At 70.7% G+C, this 18,976-nt stretch carries 15 protein-coding genes and 1 pseudogene; 5 read left to right on the plus strand and 11 right to left on the minus strand.

Annotated elements, in window-relative coordinates:
* Positions 1–28: 28 nt before the first annotated feature.
* Positions 29–1,495, minus strand: a complete 1,467-nt coding sequence (locus ACTH43_RS02415; RefSeq protein ID WP_441443330.1) for an NAD(P)H-quinone dehydrogenase — start codon at positions 1,493–1,495, stop codon at positions 29–31.
* A gap of 152 nt (positions 1,496–1,647) precedes the next feature.
* On the opposite strand from ACTH43_RS02415, the gene ACTH43_RS02420 reads away from it, so the two are divergent.
* Both ACTH43_RS02420 and ACTH43_RS02425 read left to right on the plus strand, forming a co-directional pair.
* On the plus strand, positions 1,648–2,511 hold the full coding sequence (locus ACTH43_RS02420; protein WP_441443331.1) for a purine-nucleoside phosphorylase: 864 nt from the start codon (positions 1,648–1,650) through the stop codon (positions 2,509–2,511).
* Complete coding sequence (locus tag ACTH43_RS02425; RefSeq protein ID WP_441443332.1) at positions 2,508–4,223, plus strand: phospho-sugar mutase; 1,716 nt, start codon at positions 2,508–2,510, stop codon at positions 4,221–4,223. The genes ACTH43_RS02420 and ACTH43_RS02425 overlap by 4 nt, the downstream gene beginning before the upstream one ends.
* 139 nt (positions 4,224–4,362) lie before the next feature.
* Here the strand turns inward: ACTH43_RS02425 and ACTH43_RS02430 are convergent, their stop codons facing one another.
* Both ACTH43_RS02430 and deoC read right to left on the minus strand, forming a co-directional pair.
* Entirely contained in the window at positions 4,363–5,529 is a 1,167-nt protein-coding gene (locus ACTH43_RS02430) for a DUF2330 domain-containing protein (RefSeq protein WP_441443333.1), read from the minus strand.
* 3 nt (positions 5,530–5,532) lie between these two features.
* Entirely contained in the window at positions 5,533–6,198 is a 666-nt protein-coding gene (gene deoC / locus ACTH43_RS02435; RefSeq protein ID WP_441443334.1) for a deoxyribose-phosphate aldolase, read from the minus strand.
* Positions 6,199–6,392: 194 nt separating this feature from the next.
* On the opposite strand from deoC, the gene ACTH43_RS02440 reads away from it, so the two are divergent.
* On the plus strand, positions 6,393–7,454 hold the full coding sequence (locus ACTH43_RS02440) for an NUDIX domain-containing protein (protein ID WP_441443335.1): 1,062 nt from the start codon (positions 6,393–6,395) through the stop codon (positions 7,452–7,454).
* Between the two features lie 81 nt (positions 7,455–7,535).
* Here ACTH43_RS02440 and ACTH43_RS02445 read toward each other — a convergent pair whose 3' ends face one another.
* The 8 genes from ACTH43_RS02445 to ACTH43_RS02480 all read right to left on the minus strand — a co-directional run bounded on the left by ACTH43_RS02445 (position 7,536) and on the right by ACTH43_RS02480 (position 18,098).
* The gene (locus ACTH43_RS02445) at positions 7,536–8,861 is read right to left on the minus strand and encodes a thymidine phosphorylase (RefSeq protein ID WP_441443336.1); all 1,326 of its coding nucleotides are present in this window, start codon (positions 8,859–8,861) and stop codon (positions 7,536–7,538) included.
* Between the two features lie 81 nt (positions 8,862–8,942).
* A complete protein-coding gene (locus tag ACTH43_RS02450; RefSeq protein WP_441443337.1) occupies positions 8,943–9,410 on the minus strand; it encodes a cytidine deaminase in 468 nt (155 codons plus the stop codon).
* 13 nt (positions 9,411–9,423) lie between these two features.
* Complete coding sequence (locus ACTH43_RS02455) at positions 9,424–10,761, minus strand: ABC transporter permease (protein WP_441443338.1); 1,338 nt, start codon at positions 10,759–10,761, stop codon at positions 9,424–9,426.
* Positions 10,758–12,389 (minus strand): ABC transporter permease, encoded by a 1,632-nt coding sequence (locus ACTH43_RS02460; RefSeq protein ID WP_441443339.1) that lies wholly within the window; start codon positions 12,387–12,389, stop codon positions 10,758–10,760. Before ACTH43_RS02460 ends, ACTH43_RS02455 begins: the two co-directional genes overlap by 4 nt.
* 52 nt (positions 12,390–12,441) lie before the next feature.
* Entirely contained in the window at positions 12,442–14,013 is a 1,572-nt protein-coding gene (locus ACTH43_RS02465; RefSeq protein ID WP_441443345.1) for an ABC transporter ATP-binding protein, read from the minus strand.
* 104 nt (positions 14,014–14,117) lie between these two features.
* A complete protein-coding gene (locus ACTH43_RS02470; protein ID WP_441443340.1) occupies positions 14,118–15,236 on the minus strand; it encodes a BMP family lipoprotein in 1,119 nt (372 codons plus the stop codon).
* Between the two features lie 341 nt (positions 15,237–15,577).
* On the minus strand, positions 15,578–16,819 hold the full coding sequence (locus ACTH43_RS02475) for a M20 family metallopeptidase (RefSeq protein WP_441443341.1): 1,242 nt from the start codon (positions 16,817–16,819) through the stop codon (positions 15,578–15,580).
* Positions 16,820–16,910: 91 nt separating this feature from the next.
* Positions 16,911–18,098, minus strand: a complete 1,188-nt coding sequence (locus tag ACTH43_RS02480) for a mannose-1-phosphate guanylyltransferase (RefSeq protein ID WP_441443342.1) — start codon at positions 18,096–18,098, stop codon at positions 16,911–16,913.
* A gap of 274 nt (positions 18,099–18,372) precedes the next feature.
* Here ACTH43_RS02480 and sdhC point away from each other — a divergent pair, with 274 nt between their 5' ends.
* Positions 18,373–18,750: a succinate dehydrogenase, cytochrome b556 subunit gene (gene sdhC, locus ACTH43_RS02485; RefSeq protein ID WP_441443343.1), complete on the plus strand. Its 378-nt coding sequence runs from the start codon at positions 18,373–18,375 to the stop codon at positions 18,748–18,750.
* Positions 18,751–18,752: 2 nt separating this feature from the next.
* Positions 18,753–18,976: pseudogene (locus tag ACTH43_RS02490) on the plus strand (succinate dehydrogenase); the annotation flags it as partial.

The raw sequence follows: 18,976 nt of genomic DNA on the forward strand, positions 1-18,976 counted from the left end.
CTCAGGCCCCGGCTGACTCGGGGGCAGTTCAGCCCTCGGCGTCGAGCAGCCGCTGCCGGGCCACCTCGGCCAGGGAGCCGGTGAGCGAGGGATAGACGGTGAACGTGCCGGCGACCTGTTCGGCGGTGAGCCGGTGGGCGACGGCGAGGGTGTAGGGCAGGATCAGCTCGCTGGCCCGCGGCGCGACGACGACCGCGCCGACCACGGTGTGGGAGCCGGGACGCACGATCAGCTTCACGAACCCCTCCGTGATCCCCTGCATCTTCGCCCGTGGGTTGGTGTCCAGACCCAGCACCAGCACTTCCCCGGCCGTCTCTCCGCTGAGCACCTCCTGCTCGCTGACCCCGACCACCGCGATCTCGGGGCTCGTGAAGATGGCCGAGGAGACCTGGGCCGCGATCAGCGGGGAGACCGCGTCTCCCAGGGCGTGATGCATCGCGATCCGGCCCTGCATCGCGGCGACGGAGGCGAGCGGGTACACGCCGGTGCAGTCCCCGGCGGCGTAGATCCCCCGCACCGAGGTGCGGGAGACGCGGTCGGTCTCGATGTGGCCGGAGTCCTTCACCCGCACCCCAGCCGTCCACAGTCCCAGGTCTGCGGTCCAGGGGATCCCTCCGAGGGCCATCAGCACATGGCTGCCAGAGATCTCCTCGCCGGAGGTGAGGGTGACGAGGACCCCGTCATCCGTGCGCCGCGCGGTGGCGGCTCGCGAGCGGGAACGAACGGTGACGCCGCGACGTGCGAAGGCTCCCTCCAGCACGTCGGCGGCGTCCGCGTCGCTGCCGGGCAGCACCTTCTCTCGGGAGGAGACCAGGGTGACCTTGGTGCCCAGCGCCCGATAGGCGCTGGCGAACTCGGCGCCGGTGACCCCTGAGCCGACCACGATCAGGTGCTCGGGCAGGCAGTCCAGCTCGTACAGCTGGGTCCAGTTCAGGATCCGTTCGCCGTCGCACGGGGCGCTGTCGAGCTCTCGTGGCCGGGCGCCGACGGCCAGCAGGATCACCTCGGCCTCGTGCTGCGCGATCCGCTTCCCGGCGGGGTCGAGGACCTCGATCCGGTCCGGGCCGTCCAGGCGGCCGCGCCCCTCGACGATCGTCACCCCGGCCTCCTGCAGGCTCGCGCGGATGTCGGCGGACTGGGCCGCGGCGAGATCGCGGACGCGCCGGTTGACGGCCGCGAGGTCGACGTTCAGGGTGTGGGCTGTGGGTGCGGCACCGGTGTCGGCATCGCGGATGCCCAGCTGCTGGGAGCCGGCGACCTGGTCGAGGACGTCGGCGGTAGCGATGAGCGTCTTGGACGGCACCACATCGGTGAGGACTGCGGCACCGCCGATGCCTCGCTCCTCCACCAGGAGGGTCTCGGCCCCGTGCCGGGCGGCGGTGAGGGCGGCTTCGTAGCCACCGGGGCCGCCGCCGATGATCACCACCCGGGGCCGCCCCCCGGTGTGGGGAAGACGTCGAGGGTCGGAAGGCAGGGCTGTGCTGGGGTCGCTCACCCCGCCATTGTGGCAAAGCCGGGGCCGGTCAGGGGCCGGTTCGAGCTCAACCGAGCATGAGAACACCGGAACACGGCAGTGCGCAACCGTGTCTCGCCTCCGGGACCGGCTGCGGTGCCCCGCGACCCGCTTCTCTGCGCTACCTTCTGTCCATGACTGCTTCTGCATCCGATCCGTATCTGCTCGCCCGCGACGCCGCCGCTGCCATCGCCGAGGCCAGCGGGGTCCCCGCCCACGATCTCGCGCTGGTGCTCGGGTCCGGCTGGGCCGAGGCCGCCGATCTGCTCGGCGAGACCGTCTGGCAGGGCGACGCCACCACCATTCCCGGGTTCCGGCCGCCCGCGGTCGCCGGTCACGTCGGCACGCTGCGTTCGGTGCGCGTCGAGGGCACCGGGGCCCGTGCTCTGGTGCTCGGAGCGCGCACGCACTTCTACGAGGGCGCAGGCGTGGACGCCGTGGTCCACGGTGTCCGCACCGCAGCCGCGACCGGCGCCCGCACCATGGTGCTGACCAACGGCTGCGGCGGCATCGATCCCTCCTGGACTCCCGGCACCCCGGTGCTGATCCGGGACCAGATCAACTTCACCGGGTCCACTCCCCTGGTGGGCGCGAACTTCGTGGATCTCACTGACCTCTACACGCCGGCGCTGCGCGAGATCGCCCGCGAGGTCGACGAGAGCCTCGCTGAGGGCGTGTACATGCAGTTCTCCGGCCCGAGCTACGAGACTCCGGCGGAGGTGCAGATGGCCAAGGCCATCGGCGCGAACCTGGTGGGCATGTCCACCGCGCTCGAGGCGATCGCCGTGCGCGAGGCAGGGATGGATCTGCTCGGGATCTCCCTGGTCACCAACCTCGCCGCCGGGATCAGCGGCGAGGCCCTGAGCCACCAGGAGGTGCTCGAGGCGGGCCGTGACGCCGGCCCGCGCATCTCGCAGCTGCTGGCAGAGACGGTGCGCCGCATCACCGGCGCTGCGGGCGAGACCGGCGCGACGAGCGGGTCCGGCGGCGCGGCATGAGCTTCGACGCCGACCTGCGCCTGCGGGTCAAGGCGTGGATCCAGGACGATCCTGATCCCGCGACACGCGCAGCGCTCTCGAGCCTGCTGGAGCAGGCGGGAGCCGGCAGCGAGATGGCGCAGGACGAGCTCGCCGACGCCTTCGCCGGGGATCTCCAGTTCGGCACAGCCGGGCTGCGAGGGCGGATGGCGCCGGGCCCGAACCGGATGAACCTCGCGGTGGTCTCCCGTGCCGCCCGCGGGCTCGCCGACCACCTGCTCGATGATCTCGAGCTTCCGCAGCCGCTGGTGGTGATCGGCTACGACGCCCGCCACAACTCCGAGAACTTCGCACGCCGTTCCGCCGCGATCATGGTCGCCGCCGGCTGCCGGGTGCAGCTGCTGGAGCGCTTCGGCCCCACCCCGCTGGTGGCCTTCGCGGTGCGGCATCTGGAGGCCGACGCCGGCATCGTGGTCACCGCCTCCCACAATCCCCCGGCGGACAACGGCTACAAGGTCTATCTCGGGGGTCGCGCCGCCGAGCCCGACGGCCGTGGCGTGCAGATCGTGCCGCCGTCGGATGCCCAGATCGCCGCGCGCATCGCGGCCGTCGGCCCCGTGCCCGGGATACCGGTCGCCGAGTCCGGCTGGGAGCTGCTGGGCGAGCAGCTGCGCGAGGACTATCTCGCGGCGATCTGCGCGCTCCCCTCGACCAGCGGGCCCCGCGAGGTGCGGATCGTGCACACGGCGATGCATGGCGTGGGCACGGAGATCGCGCTGGCGGCGCTGCATCGCACCGGGTTCACCGAGGTGCATCCGGTCGCGAAGCAGGCCGATCCCGATCCCGACTTCCCCACCGTCGCCTTCCCGAACCCCGAGGAGCCCGGCGCGATCGATCTCGCACTCGAGCTGGCCCGCACCCTCGAGGCCGATGTGGTGATCGCCAATGATCCCGATGCCGACCGCTGCGCCGCCGCGGTGCTCGATCCGCACCTGGAGGACTGGCGAATGCTCACTGGCGATGAGCTGGGGGTGCTGCTGGGCGACCACCTGGTGCGCCGGCACGGCTACGGCGGCGTGCTGGCGCGCTCGATCGTCTCGAGCCGTTGGCTGGGCAGGGTCGCCGAGGCGGCAGGCCTGGAGGCTGCGGCGACGCTGACCGGGTTCAAGTGGATCACCCGGGCGCCAGGGATCGCCTACGGCTATGAGGAGGCGATCGGCTACTGCGTGCTGCCGGAGGTGGTGCGTGACAAGGACGGGCTCTCGGCGGCGCTGATGGTCGCGGAGATGGCGGCGCTGGCGAAGGCCGAGGGCACCACACTGGTCGGTCGGCTCGACCAACTCGCTGCAGAGCATGGCCTGTATTCGACCGCGCAGCTGTCGATCCGGGTCGAGGACCTATCGCTGATCGGCGCGATGATGGAGCGGCTGCGGGCTGCTCCGCCCGCGGCGCTGCTGGGCTCACCGGTGCTCGAGAACCAGGACCTCTCCCAGGGGTCGCTGGAGTCCACCGGCCTGCCGCCGACGGAGGGCGTGCTGCTGCTCAGCGAGGACGACACCCGGGTGGTGGTGCGACCCTCCGGGACCGAGCCGAAGCTCAAGTGCTATCTCGAGCTGGTCACGAACGTCCCCGACGGGGCCACCGCTGCGGAGATCGGAGAGATCCGACGCCGGGCCGGGGAGCGGCTGGAGCAGCTGAAGGACGAGCTGCGCCTGGTGCTCGGCGCCGTCTGAGCAGACCCGGCAGACTCTCTCGGGCCGCAGCCCGGGCCGCCGCCGCGTTCATGGCGGGGCCCGGGCTCAAGGCTCCGGGACCGCCGCCGCGGGCGGGACCCGGGCTCAGAGCCCCTGGTCCCGCCCTCGGGCACGTGACCTACGGCGTGACCTGGCGGCGATGGCCAGACCTGGCGGCGAGGACGGCGACGAGGACTGCGATAAACAGCGCGACCGCGGTGATCACGCCGGCGTGCACCAGCAGCCACCCGACGGGGATGCCCATCACAGCGACGACCTCCGTGGTGGTGTAGGTGGGGATCACGTCCTCCGCCTCGGGATCGGCGGTGAAGGTGAAGTCGGTGGTGAAGGAGTCCGGTTCTCCGTGCACCTCGAACTCGGTCACCATGCGGTACTCCACCGCCCGCTCGTCGTTCTGGTCCACCTCGCCGAGGTCCTCCCCCACCAGTTCCCGCAGGGTCGCATCGGACCAGGTCCAGCCGTTGCTCGTGGGTGATCCGATCCACGGCAGGTTCACCTCCTGCTGCGATGCGGAGGAGTCGGCACGGCGCATGGCCATCTCCCCGAGCACGAAGAGGTGCACCGTCTGGGAGGTCTCCGCCGCTTGGGAGAAGCGCATCGGGTAGACCAGCTGCTCTGCCTCGAAGTCGAAGCGCAGCGGTTCCACATCGCCGCTGAGCACGGCGTCGGCCGCGTAGCGGACGGCGGTGAAGGTCCATCCGTCCGCAGCATAGGGGTGGATCAGGGCCGAGAGCTCCTCGGACAGGGCGTAGCCGTTGTCCGTGAGCCAGCTGCGCACCCCGTCGGCTTCCCCGCCGAGCACCGCCACCTCGTAGTTGCCGATCCGCTCCTGGGAGTGGACGGTGGGCTGCACCCCTTGGGTCATGCCTTCGCCTGGCGCACCCCCGCCCGCTCCCGCACCGAACGGGTTCCCGCCCCAGAAGTCGTACTCGATCACCTCACGGGGCGCGGTCGCGACCGCCATCTCCCGCAGGGTCCCGGACTGGGCGGCGCTGACCTCGGGCACCGACGGAGTGGGCATCAACAATGTCGAGCCGACGCGTTCGGCGTCGAGCGCGAGGCCCATCACGATCGTCTCCACGCCATCACGCAAGGAGAGCACCGCGGTCTCCTTCATGACGTTGGCGCCGTCGGGCCTGTCCGCCGGGTCGACGAAGCCGCCGCAGGCGCAGGCCGCGGCCGGGGACGCAGCCCCGAGGACCAGCTGCGCCAGGAGCAGGGCGCCCGCGAGCAGACCGCAGAACCAGCGGCGCGAGTTCCGGCCGGTCGCGAGCGCCGCGCTCATCCCTCAGTACCCCGATCCGGCGCCGCCCTCGAGGATCGCCCTCGAGGAGGACAGCCCCAGCCGGCTGGCGCCGGCGGCGACCATCGTCTCAGCGGCCTCACGGGTGCGGATCCCGCCGGAGGCCTTGACCCCCAGCCTCTCGCCGACGGTGCTGCGCATGAGCTGCACGGCGTGCTCGGTCGCGCCCCCGGCGGGATGGAAGCCGGTGGAGGTCTTCACGAAGTCGGCACCGGCGCTCTCGGCGGCCCCGCAGACGGCGACGATCTGCTCATCGGTGAGCGCGGCGGACTCGATGATCACCTTGAGCACCACCGGAGCCGGGGCGGCTTCGCGCACGGCACGGATCTCCTGCTCGACGGCAGCGAACTCGCCCGCCCGGGCGAGCCCGACGTTGATCACCATGTCGACCTCGTCGGCGCCCTTCGCCGCGGAGTCGGCGGCCTCAGCGGCCTTCACGGAAGGGGCGTGCTGCCCCGACGGGAAGCCGCACACGGTGGCGACCTTGACGGTGGTCTCGAGCGGGAGCATCGAGGGTGAGACGCAGATGGAGTAGGTGCCCAGCTCCTCCGCCTCGCGCAGCAGCGCGGCGACATCCTCCGTCGTGGCCTCGGGCTTGAGCAGAGTGTGGTCGATGAGACCGGCGAGGGTCTGGTTGTCGATGTTGGTCATGCGCTGATCTTGGCAGACCACCCCTGCCCGCCGCATCCGGGACGGCGACGATCCGGTCACGATGGGCCCCCGCCCGTTCTCCGCCGCCCTGGTCGGTCCCGGCTTCGCAAGGCGTCCCGACGCACCGGGATCTGGTCACGATGGGGCACCGCCCGTGAGGTGCGCGCGCGGCCCGGCCTTTAGACTGGCGCGCTGTGACTGCTCCTGGATCTCGTCCCCGCCCGCCCCGGCGCATCGTCCTGCTCGCCGGCCCCTCGGGCAGCGGGAAGGGCGAGCTCTCGCGCCGCTCGGGACTGCCGGTGCTCGCGCTGGACGAGTTCTACCACGACCTCGACGAGCCTGGTCTGCCGCGCCGCTACGGGATCGTGGACTGGGATGATCCGGCGTCGTGGAACGGCGGGGCCGCGCTCGAGGCGCTCACCGCCCTCGCCCACGACGGGAGCACCGAGGTGCCCGTCTACTCGATCGCCGCGTCGCGTCGCCTGGACACCCGCCGGCTCGATGCCGGGGACGCCCCGCTGATCATCGCCGAGGGCATCTTCGCCGCGGAGCTCATCGGGCCGCTGTCCGCGGCGGGGCTGCTGGCCGACGCGCTGGTGCTCGAGCGTCCCACCCCGGTGGTGTTCGCGCTGCGCCTGGCACGGGATCTGAAGGAGCGGCGCAAGCCGCCGCACACACTGCTGCGGCGCGGCTGGTCGCTGGCTCGCGAGCAGAGCACCGACATCGCGCGCTGGAGAGCGGCGGGGATGCGCCCCGAGGGGCTCCACCGCGGCACCCGCTGGCTCCATCACCTCACCGCCTGCGCGGAGGCGGAGCAGCATCAGCATCCGAGCACCCCGCGCCACGATCTGCTGAGGATCACCGCGGTCTGCTTCCTGCGCGAGGGGGCGGAGGGCCCACAGGTGCTGGCGGTGCGCAAACGAGGCACCGGCTCGTACATGCAGGTCGGCGGCAAGCTCGAGGTCGGAGAGTCCGCACTCGAGGCGGCGGTGAGGGAGGTCGATGAGGAGCTGGGCGTGCAGCTCGCGGAGACCGATCTGGCACTGCTGGGCGATTTCGAGGCGGTCGCGGCCAATGAGCCGAACACGATGGTGCACGCCACCGTCTGGACCACCCGCGTGCCCCTCCCGGGGCCGCTCGCGGTGCGCGCCGAACTCGCCGACCACCGGTGGGTGGATGTCGAGGAGCCGGGGACCGGGGCGCGCCTGGCCCCGCTGATGGTCGAGCACATCCTGCCCGCCCTGCGCGCTCTCTGACGCGCGCTTCGCGGCTCGGACATGCGCCGACGCCGGCGCTCTTGGGGAGCACCGGCGCCGGTCACGCCTCGCCGCGTCACCTCAGGCGATGCGGTCCTTCACAATCCTGCGCGCCGGAACCGACGTCCCGGGAGCGGCGAGCGTCCAGGACCCGGTGATCGACTCGACGGCGCGGGGCATCCGCTCAGCGGTGTCGGTGTGCAGACGGGCGAGGACGTCCCCCGCCTTCACCTCGTCACCGATGTGCGCGGTGATCTCGACCCCGGCCGCGGCCTGCACGGCCTCGCCCGGGCGGGAACGGCCGGCGCCGAGCCGCCAGGCCGCAACACCCACACCCATCGCATCGAGCCCGGTGACCACGCCGTCCTCGGTGGCCCGGAACTCCTCGACATGCTTCGCGACCGGCAGCGGGGCGTCGACGTCACCGCCCTGGGCGGAGATCATCGCGCGCCAGGAATCCATGGCGCGGCCGTCGGCGAGCGCGGCCTCGACATCGGGATCGAGCACCCCGGCGGCCTCGAGCATCTCGCGGGCCAGGGCGCAGGTCAGCTCGACCACGTCGGCGGGTCCGCCGCCGGCGAGCACCTCGAGCGACTCGCGCACCTCGAGGCCGTTGCCGGCGGTGCGGCCCAGCGGCGCGGACATGTCCGTCAGCAGGGCGACCGTGCGCACTCCCGCGTCGGTGCCGAGAGCGACCATGGTGCTGGCGAGCTCACGGGCGTCTGCCTCATCCTTCATGAACGCGCCGGCGCCGGTCTTCACGTCCAGGGTGAGCGCGGCGGTGCCTTCGGCGATCTTCTTGGACATGATCGAGGAGGCGATCAGCGGGATCGCCTCGACGGTGCCGGTGATGTCGCGCAGGGCGTAGAGCTTCTTATCCGCGGGGGCGAGACCGGAGCCGGCCGCGCAGATCACGGCGCCCACGCTCTCGAGCTGGCGCATCATCTGCTCGTTGCTGAGGTCCGCGCGCCAGCCCGGGATCGCCTCGAGCTTGTCGAGGGTGCCGCCGGTGTGGCCGAGGCCGCGACCGGACAGCTGCGGCACCGCGACGCCGTAGGAGGCGACCAGGGGCGCCAGCGGCAGGGTGATCTTGTCCCCCACGCCGCCGGTGGAGTGCTTGTCGGTGGTGGGCTTCGAGAGCGCGGCGAAGTCCATCCGCTCACCGCTGGAGATCATCGCGTGCGTCCAGCGGGCGATCTCGGCGCGCTCCATGCCGCGCAGGAAGATCGCCATCGCGAGCGCCGCCATCTGCTCCTCGGCGACCACACCGCGGGTGTAGGCGTCGACCACCCAGTCGATCTGGCCGTCGTCGAGGCGGCCCCCGTCTCGCTTGGTGTGGATCACGTCGACCACGTCGAAGGGCTCGACGACGGTCTGTGCAGGGCTCTTCACGGGGTTCTCAATCATGGGTGCTCCTCGGGTCGGGTCGGGGGCCGCGGCGCTGCGCCTGCAGCCGTGCTGGGGCGCCCAGCGGTGGGCCGGATCAGGTCAGGACAGGAGGTCGGCGGGTCCGAAGGCCTGGGGCAGCACGGCGTCCATCCCGCGCGGTCCCTCAGGGGTGAGGATCACGAGGTCGGGAGCGGCGTGTTCCGAGAGCAGCTGCCGGCAGCGGCCGCAGGGCATGACCACCTGGCGCTCCTCGCGGGTGCGCTGCTCGTCGCCGCCGACGCAGACGAAGCGGCGCAGCCGTCCGCCCCCGCCGGCGATCAGCTCGCTGATCATCCCGCACTCCGCGCACAGGGTGACGCCGTAGCCGGCGTTCTCGACGTTGCAGCCGCGCACCAGGCGGCCGTCCTCGGTGAGGCCGGCCGCCCCCACCCGGAAGTGGGAGTACGGGGTGTAGGCGCGCTCGGCGATCTCCCGGGCCACGGCGAGCAGCTCGTCGAACTCGGCGTCGTCCGCGCTGGCATGGTCGCGCTCGGGGATCCCGCGCTGGGCGGGTTCGCTGTTGCTCATGCGGCCGATGCTCTCACTGCTTGATGTACGGCTGGCCATCGGCCGCCGGCACCCGCACCCTGCCCACGACACCGGCCACGGCGAACAGCGCGACGATGTACGGGAGCATCAGCAGGAAGTCGCCCGGGATGGAGACTCCGCCCGCTCCGGCGGACATCGTCCCCAGGCGCAGCTGGAGCGAATCCGCGAAGGCGAATGTGAGCGCCGCGAGCAGCGCCCCGATGGGATGGTAGCGGCCCAGGATCATCGCGGCGAGCGCGATATAGCCCTTGCCGGCGGACATCTCCTCGCCGAACGCGACCCCGGTGCCGATGGTGAGGGTCGCCCCGCCGAGGCCCGCGACCGCGGAGCCCAGCAGCACGTTCTTCCAGCGGGTGAGGTTCACGGCGATGCCGACGGTGTCTGCAGCCTTCGGATGCTCGCCGACGGCGCGCACGCGCAGCCCCCAGCGGGTGCGGAAGAGTGCGACCGTGAGTCCTGCGACGATGATCCACATGAGGTAGACCAGGATGTTCTGCTCGAACAGCGCTCGACCGATCACCGGGAGGTCCGCCAGCAGTGGGATCCGCAGCGTGGGCAGCCGCATCGGGGCGTTGAACGTGCCGGGGTTGTCGCGCATCACGGTGCCGAAGAAGAACGAGGTGATCCCGATCGCGAGCACGTTCAGCACCACGCCGACGATGATCTGCTGGACGTGATAGCCGACCGCGAACAGGGCGAGCATCGCGCCCATGAGCAGGGCCACGATCGGTGCCGCGAGCAGCCCGATCCAGACGTTCCCGGTGAGCGAGCCGACCAGCGTTGCGCCGAAGGCGCCAAACAGCAGCTGCCCCTCGATCGCGATGTTGATGACTCCCGCGCGTTCGGAGAGCACTCCTGAGAGCGCACCGAACGCGAGTGGGACGGCGAGCACGATGGTGCCCTGCAGCAGGGTGGTCACATCGAGGGTGCGCTCCGAGATCACCCAGGTCATGAACGCGAGGATCCACGCCACGGCGAACACGGCGAGCAGACCGATCCGCGCCTTGGCCGAAGGCCGGGCACTGCGGGCCTGCAGCGCCCACAGCCCGGCGGAGGCGAGCAGCGCGATGACGGACAGCGCGACCGCAGCTCCCATCGAGGGCACGGTCACCTCATCCGGAACGATGCCGAGCGGGTTGAGGTCGCTCTCACGGGCGAGGACGTAGGCGGATTCGACGGCGGGGATCCCCCGGAGGCCGAAGAAGAACAGTGCGATCAGGCCCATCACCGTGGTGGTCGCGGGCAGATGCCACCAACTGGTGGGGCGGATGTCTTCGAAGGTCCGCTGAACGGCGGAATCATCGGTGATGACCACGGGTGCGGTGCTCATCGTTCCTCCTCCTGTGCGTCGGTGGCGTCCTCGGACTGTTCCTCCAGTGGGGACGACCCGCCTTCGGAGGATGTGCCGGTCCCCTTGGCCAGATCCCGGCCTGGTGGCCCTCCGCTGGCCCCGGGGGGCGGGGATGCCGTCTCGGCGGCGGTGGCGGGATGATCAGCTGTGCTGGCCCCGGAGCTGCGATCGGTCGATGTCTCGACCGTGCTGGACGCGAAGTCTGCGGCGTCGGAGGCTGCAGCGGCGGCACCGGACGCGACTGCGGCCATCTCCGCACCGGTCCGGGCCCGACGCGCGTTGCGAACTCGTGCACCGGCGCCGGGATGGTCGATGCGGCGCAGACCGATGAGCGTGCGCACGAGGGGCGGTGCGGCGATGAATAGCACCACCAGCACCTGGATCACCTGGACCAGGTCCAGCGGGACACCCTGATTGGATTCCATGAAGCGCCCTCCGGTGGACAGCGCGGCGAAGAGCAGGCCCGCCAGGACGATACCGACCGGGCCCGAGCGGCCCAGCAGCGCGACGGTGATCGCATCGAAGCCGATGTTGCCGGCGACGCCCTCGGTGAGCCGCTGCTCAGTGCCGAGCACGTGCACGGCCCCCGCAAGGCCCACCAGAGCGCCGGCGACCGCGAGCACCAGGAAGGCAGTGCGAGCCGGGGAGATGCCGGCGACCTGCGCCGCCCGTGGGTTCGAGCCGACGGCCCGGAAGTGGAATCCGATCGTGGAACGGCTCATCAGCCACCACAGCACCACGGCGGCACCGGCGGCGATGAACAGACCCGCGTGGAGGCGGAAGCCGGAGCCCAGCAGCTGCGGCAGCACCGCATTCTCACCGATCGAGGGGGACGTGGGCTGGGACTGGTTCGCGCCGGTGAACGCTGCCGTCTTCAGCGCGAAGAAGAGCAGATAGGTCGCAATCCAGTTCAGCATGATGGTGCTGATGACCTCGTTCGCGCCGAAACGGGCCTTGAGGAAACCTGCGATCCCGCCCCATACGCCGCCGGCGAGAGCGCCGACCACCAGGCACACCAGCAGGTGCACGCCGATGGGGAGTTGGAAGGAGAAGCCCACGTAGCCGGCGGCCATGGCGCCGACGATCAGCTGACCGGTGCCACCGATGTTGAACAGGCCGGCACGGAAGCTGACGGCCATGCCCGCCGAGGCGATGATCAGCGGGGTCGCGACGGTGAGAGTCTCCGTGAGCGGGCGCAGCCCGGCCGAGAGCGCAGGCACCAGCACATAGGTGCCCGAACCACCCGCCTCACGGACCCGCTCTGCGGCCTTGGTGTAGCCGGGAGCGTCGAAGATCGCTCCGCGGAACATCGCACCATAGGCGTGGGTGACGGACTGCCAGATCGCGCTCAGGGCGTCGCCGGGCCGGGCGAAGAAGTAGCCGAGGGTCTGCCGGACCTCCTGATCGGCGATGATGATCAGCACGGAGCCGATGAGGAAGGCGAAGACGAAGCTCATCACGACCACCAGCAGGTCGCCACGGGCGATCTTCTGCAGGGTTCTCGCCAGGGCGGTCTCGGCGGTCTGCTCCGGCGGCGGCGGGGTGTCGGTGCTGCCGGCTCCGATGCCGGGAGCAGAACCGGTCACGGCGGCGTCCACAGCGCTCATCGGTTCCTCCCCTTGCGCTCGTCCCTCGCAGTACGTCGATGAACGGCGCTCATCACGCGATGTCTCCTTCGTCGGCGAGCTGGGAATCAGTGGTGCGGGCGCCCGAGGCGACGGCCTCCCGGGCAGCCTCAGCGGTGTAGCCAGCCATCATCAGTCCGAGGACATCACGGTCCTCGTCCCCGGGGACGATCCCGAGGATGGCTCCGCGGTACATCACGGCGATGCGGTCCGCGAGCTGGGTGACCTCGTCGAGCTCGGTGGAGACGATCACCACCGGGGTCCCCTTGTCTCGTTCGTCGAGGATGCGACGGTGCAGGAACTCGATCGAGCCGACATCCACGCCGCGGGTCGGCTGGGATGCGATGAGCAGGGAGAGCTCACGATTCAGCGCCCTCGCCATGACCACCTTCTGCTGGTTGCCGCCGGACAGGGTGGAGACGGCGGAGACGGGAGACTCGGTGCGGATGTCGAACTCCGGAATCAGCCGTTGGGCGTTGTCCCTGATGGCGCGCAGCTTCATCGCGAGGGCGCTGCCGAAGGGCGGGCGGTCGTGCTGGTCCAGCACGAGATTCTCGGCGACGGAGAAGTCGGGGACCAGCGCGTCGTGGGTGCGGTCCTCGGGCACGAAGCCGACGCCCGCGTCGAGCACCTGCTTGGTGCTGCGACCGACCAGTTCCCGGCCCTCGAGCTTCACGGAGCCGTACACGGTGTCCTGCAGCCCCAGCAGCGCCTCGGTGAGCTCGGTCTGGCCGTTGCCCTGCACGCCGGCGATCGCGAGCACCTCCCCGTGGCGCACCTCGAAGGAGACGCCGTCCAGGGTCCGGGTCCCCGCCGCGTCGGTGACCCGCAGATCGGTGACCTCGAGGGCGACCTCTCCCGGTGCGGCTTCGTTCTTTTCCTGTGCCAGGGAGACCTGGCGGCCCACCATCAGCGAGGCGAGCTCGGCCTGATCCGCGCTGGGGTCCGCCTGGCCGACCACCTTGCCGCGACGGATCACAGTGATGCGGTCGGAGACCGCCTTGACCTCACGGAGCTTGTGGGTGATGAAGACGATCGAGGTGCCCTCGTCGCGCAGCTGACGCATGATCGCCATCAGCTCGTCGGTCTCGTGCGGGGTGAGCACGGCGGTGGGCTCGTCCAGCACCAGCACCTCGGCGCGGCGGCTGAGCGCCTTGATGATCTCGACCCGCTGCTGGGCGCCGACGGGGAGGTCCTCGACCAGCGCGTCGGGATCGAGATCGAAGCCGAAGCGGGCGGAGATATCCCGTACCAGCTTCCTCGCGGCGGCGAGGTCGAGCAGACCGCCCTTGGTCGGCTCGTGGCCCAGCACCATGTTCTCGGCGACGGTGAAGACCGGCACCAGCATGAAGTGCTGGTGGACCATCCCGATGCCGGCGTCCATCGCGTCCCCGGGGTCGGAGAAGGAGACGAGCTTCCCGTCGATCACTATCTGGCCGCCGTCGGGCCGGTAGAGCCCGTAGAGCACGTTCATCAGGGTCGACTTGCCGGCCCCGTTCTCCCCCAGCAGGGAATGGATCTCCCCGGGTTCGACGACGAGGTCGATGGCGTCATTGGCCACGAAGGTCCCGAAGGTCTTCGTGATCCCGCGCAGTTCGAGCTTCACAGCACTCGCTTCCATCGGTGCCGACCGGTCCTCCGGCCGAGCGGGGTGGGACACGATACGCGGTCCCCGCCCTCATGGACGGGGACCGCGCAGCGTTCAGCGGATCAGGCCGCCGCGGGAGTGGCCTTGGACTCGACGACCACGTTGCCGTCGATGATCTCCTGCTTCAGGGAGTCCAGCTCGCCGCTGAGCTCATCGGAGACCGTGTCCTCGTGATCGTGGAACGGTGCCAGGCCCACGCCGCCGTTCTCGAGGGTGCCCACGTACGCAGTGGCGTCGAACTCGCCACCCGCAGCACCGGTGATGACGTCCTCAGCTGCGGTGGTCATCTCCTTCATGACAGAGGTGAGGATGACCGACTGGGCATCGGGGTCGGAGGAGTTGGTCTCGTACCCGTCGGCGTCGACCCAGATCACCATGCGGCCCTCGCTCTCCTTGGCAGCGGCGAGGGTGCCGGCGCCCACGGGGCCGGCCACGGGCATCACGATGTCCGCGCCTGCGTTGTAGAACTCGTCGGAGACGGCCTTGCCCTTGGACTGGTCGTCGAAGTCACCGGTGAAGGAGCCCTGCTGGGACTCCTTGTCCCAGCCGAGTGCCTGGACGTCGGTGCCGTGGGTCTCGTTGTAGTGCGCGACGCCGTCGACGAAGCCATCCATGAAGATGGTGACGGTGGGGATGTTGACGCCGCCGTAGGTCGCGACCTTGCCGGTCTCGCTGGTGCCTGCGGCGAGGTAACCGGCGAGGAACGCGGCCTCAGCGGTGTTGAACTCGATCGGCTTGACGTTCTCGAGCTCGATCGGCGCACCGTCCGCGTCCTGCGCGGTGGAGTCGACGATCGCGAAGTCGGTGTCGGGATTCGCCTGAGCGGCCTTGCCGGTGGCGGGCGCCAGCAGGAATCCGACCGTGATGATCAGGTCGCAGCCCTCGGTGACCATGTTGTTGATGTTCGGCTCGAAGTCAGAGACCGTGGTCGACTCCGCGGTGTTCGTCTCGATGCCGAGGCTCTTCTCGGCTGCGAGAAGGCCGTTGTAGCTGGACTCGTTGAAGGACTTGTCGTCCCAGCCGCCGGCGTCGGAGACCATGCAGGCCTTGTAGTCGCTCGAGGCGCCGCCGGCATCGCTGCCGCCGCCGCTCCCTGCGGTCTCCTCGGGGGCGGTGCCGCAGGCGGCGAGGGTCAGGGCGCCGGCGCCGACCAGGGCGAGGGCACGCGTGATGCTCTTCATGAAGGTTCCTTCGGTCTAATGAGGGGCCGGATCGCCCCCTGGGGTCCGTGGCGACAACGCTGTCGCCGTGCGATCTGGACCATATCCGCGCGGAGCACCCGTGTGAGGCCGCTTCGGTCCCAGTCCGTGAACCGTTATGAAATCGACGCGGATGTGACGTATACGCGAACACAGAGCGAACCCTCGAGGTCCGGCTCGGAATCAGGACAAGCCCAGCCCGGCCCAGCCCGGGCCGGGCCGGGCCAGGCCGGGCCAAGCCAGGAGGGAGGTCAAGCCAGGAGTGGGGCAGGCCAGGCCCGGGGCCAGGCAAGAAAAGAGGTCAGAGCAGGAACGTGTCAGCCTCAGGAGGGGAGCAGGTCCCGCTGCACGCAGGCCGCCGCGAGCACCGAGGCGCCGATACCGATCGCACGCTCGTCGATCATCAGGTCCCCCATATGGAGGTCGAAGGTGCGGCCGCCCGGGGTGCGGGTGCCGAGCCGGGCCAGCGCGCCGGGCACCTTCTCGAGGTACCAGGCGAAGTCCTCGCCGCCCAGCGACTGCGCGGTCGGATCGAGGTTCTCACTGCCGAGCACGCCGCGCACCGCGGCGGCCAGCACCTCGACGCTGGAGGGACTGTTGGAGACCGGCGGCACGCCGCGATCATGCATGACCCTGGCGTCGACGCCCCAGGGACGCACGAGGTCCGCGAGCACGGATTCCAGCAGCTCCTCAGCCTGGTCCCAGGCGTCGTGGTCCAGGCAGCGCAGGGTCCCCTCGAGGGTGCCGCTGCTGGGGATCGCATTGAAGGCGGAGCCGGCGTGGATGCTGCCCCAGGTGAGGTTGACGCCGGAACGCGGATCCATGCGACGGGTGAGCGCGGCTGGCAGCTGGGTGGCGATGGAGCTGAGCGCGTAGACCAGGTCCTGGGTGAGGTGGGGCCGGGAAGTATGACCGCCGGCACCGCGCACCATGATCTTCACCGGATCGGTGGCGGAGGTGATCGGGCCGGACTTCAGCCCGATGTGGCCGACGTCGACGCCCGGGTCGCAGTGCAGGGCGAGGATCGAGTCCACGCCGTCCAGCACGTTCTGGCCGATCAGCTCGAGGGCGCCGCAGGGGTGCATCTCCTCGGCGGGCTGGAAGACGAGCCTGACCCCTCGCTGCAGGCCGCCGGCCTCTGCCACCCGCACCAGGGCGGTCGCAGCGCCGAGCACCGCGCTCATATGGACGTCGTGCCCGCAGGCGTGGGACACCCCGTCGACGGAGGAGCGGAACGCGACGGTGCTCAGCTCCGGGATGCCGAGCGCATCCATGTCGGCGCGCAGGGCCATCAGACCGAGGGAGGGATCGTTGCCCGGGATGTCGCAGAGCAGGCCGGTGTGCGCCATACGTCGCGGAGAGAGGCCGAGCACACTGAGCTGCTCGACGATGTAGTCCGTGGTCGCGTGCTCCTGATGGGAGAGCTCGGGGTTCCGGTGGAGGTGGCGCCGAACCTCGCGGAGGTCGGCGGACTTCTCGGCCACCGTCCGGGCGATCAGGCCCTCCGGCCCCAGCATCGACCGCTGCTGCGCGGTCCCCAGCAGCACCTGCTGCGACTGCTCCACCTGTGCACTCCCTGCGTCTGTTCGGGATGGCCATCGGCGAGGCTCACCGAGGTCCAGCGCCGTTCGCGGTGGCCGTTGCGGGCGGTCGACGTCAGCGCAGGTGGCCCAGCCCCCGCTCTTCGAGACGGGCGACGAGCGTGGTGAGGTCCTGCGCCTGTGCGTCGGCGAGCACCAGCAGCGCGTCCTCGGTGTCGACGATGCTGATGCCGTCCAGCCCGACCAGGGCGATGTGGCGATCCGTGGCACCGTACACCGTGGCCCGCGAGGAGACGGCATCGACCTCGGCGCTTCCCAGCACCCGGACATCCCTCGCGTCCAGAGGCCCGTTCCCGTCCTCCGTACGGAGGCCGGCGCCGCCGACTCCCCGGGAGCCGTCCGTGTCCCTGGCGCGCAGCTGCCGGGCGAGCGCCCCGAAGTCTCCGACGTCATCCCAGCCGAAGCTGGTGGGCACCACCACGACCTTCCCCTCCGCGGCGAGCGGCTCGGCCAGCGCATGGTCGATCGCGATCGAGGTGAGTCGGGGCCAGTTCCGTGCGAGCACCTCGTCGTACCGTTCGGTGCCGTGCGCAGCGGCGATCTCGCGGACCCCGCGCGCGAGCGGCGGGATCTGGGCAGCGAGCTCGTCGAGCAGCACGGAGGCGCGCACCACGAACATGCCGGCGTTCCAGAGGAAGCGCCCGGTTGCCAGGAACTGCTCGGCACGCTCGCGATCCGGCTTCTCCACGAAGCGTGCGACGGGCAGCGCGCCGCTCGTCGCGAGCTCAGGGTCTTCCTGACCGGCAGGTCCCGGCGTGGACTGCTCGATGTAGCCGAATCCGGTGGCCGGGTGGGTCGGACGGATCCCGAGGGTCACCAGGTATCCGAGTTCTGCCGCCTCCCGGGCGCTGGCCACGGCGCGGCCGAACGACTCCTGGTCGTCGATCAGATGATCAGCGGCGAAGGAGCCGATGACCGCCTCCGGCTGCTCCCGCTCGACGAGGGCTGCGGCCAGCGCGATGGCGGGCATCGAGTTGCGCGGTGAAGGCTCCGCCAGCACGACCGCCGGCATGCCGAGCTGGTCCAGCTGCTCGCGCACCGCCGCCTCGTGACCACTCCCGGTGACCACGATCGGCGGCTGGTCGGTGAGCGGCTCCAGCCGCGCCACGGTGCTCTGCAGGAGGGAGCGACCCTCTCCGGTGAGGTCCAGCAGGAACTTGGGGCGGGAGCGGCGTGAGAGCGGCCACAGTCGGGTGCCGGCACCACCGGCGGGGATCACGGGAACGAAAGGAGCCTGGGGCATCGTGCCAGCGTATCCGCCCGGCGATCCCAGACCAGGGCAGCCCCCACCACCATCACGGGACCCGCCGCACCGCACAGCAGCGGCCCTGCCTGGTGCTACGCTGGCAGGGCCCCTGTCGGGGGCGATGATGATGTCGCCGTGTCGTGAAATGGTCGCCTGCGCGGCGCCCAGGACGCGAAGGTCGCCCGAGCTCTGCCCGGGCGCGCCACGCGCCTCTCTCCATGGCATCTCGTCAACGTTCCCGGCTTCATCCCGACGCTTCTGGAGGATCTCCGTGGCTTCAGCCCAATCCGGGACGCTCTATCGCGGACGCGAGGGCATGTGGTCCTGGGTCGCCCACCGCATCTCAGGAATGCTCATCTTCCTGTTCCTGCTGGTGCACGTCCTGGACACCGCTCTCGTCCGTGTCTCCCCCGAGGCGTACAACGAGGTGATCGGGCACTACAAGACGGTGGTGTTCGGCCTCGGCGAGGTCGGCCTCGTCGGCGCGATCCTCTTCCACGCTCTCAACGGCCTGCGCATCATCCTGGTGGACTTCTGGTCCCAGGGGACCAAGCGCCAGCGCAGCCTGTTCTGGGGTGTGGTGATCGTCTGGGCCATCCTCATGGCCGGCTTCCTCCCCCGCCACCTCATGCACATGTTCGGAGCGTGACCATGAGTGCACAGACCGGAACCTCTATCCCGGATCCCACCACCCGCTATCGCCGCACCGGCCAGCGCGGGATCAACGCCGAGATGCTCTCGTGGATGTTCATGCGAGCCTCCGGCGTGCTGCTGGTGATCCTCGTCTTCGGCCACCTGTTCGTGAACCTCTGGCTCGGCCAGGGCGTCAAGGGCATCGACTTCGCCTTCGTCGGCGGCAAATGGGCCAACCCCTT

Source organism: Brachybacterium sp. (genome assembly GCF_052095815.1).
In the GTDB taxonomy this organism is placed as follows: domain Bacteria; phylum Actinomycetota; class Actinomycetes; order Actinomycetales; family Dermabacteraceae; genus Brachybacterium.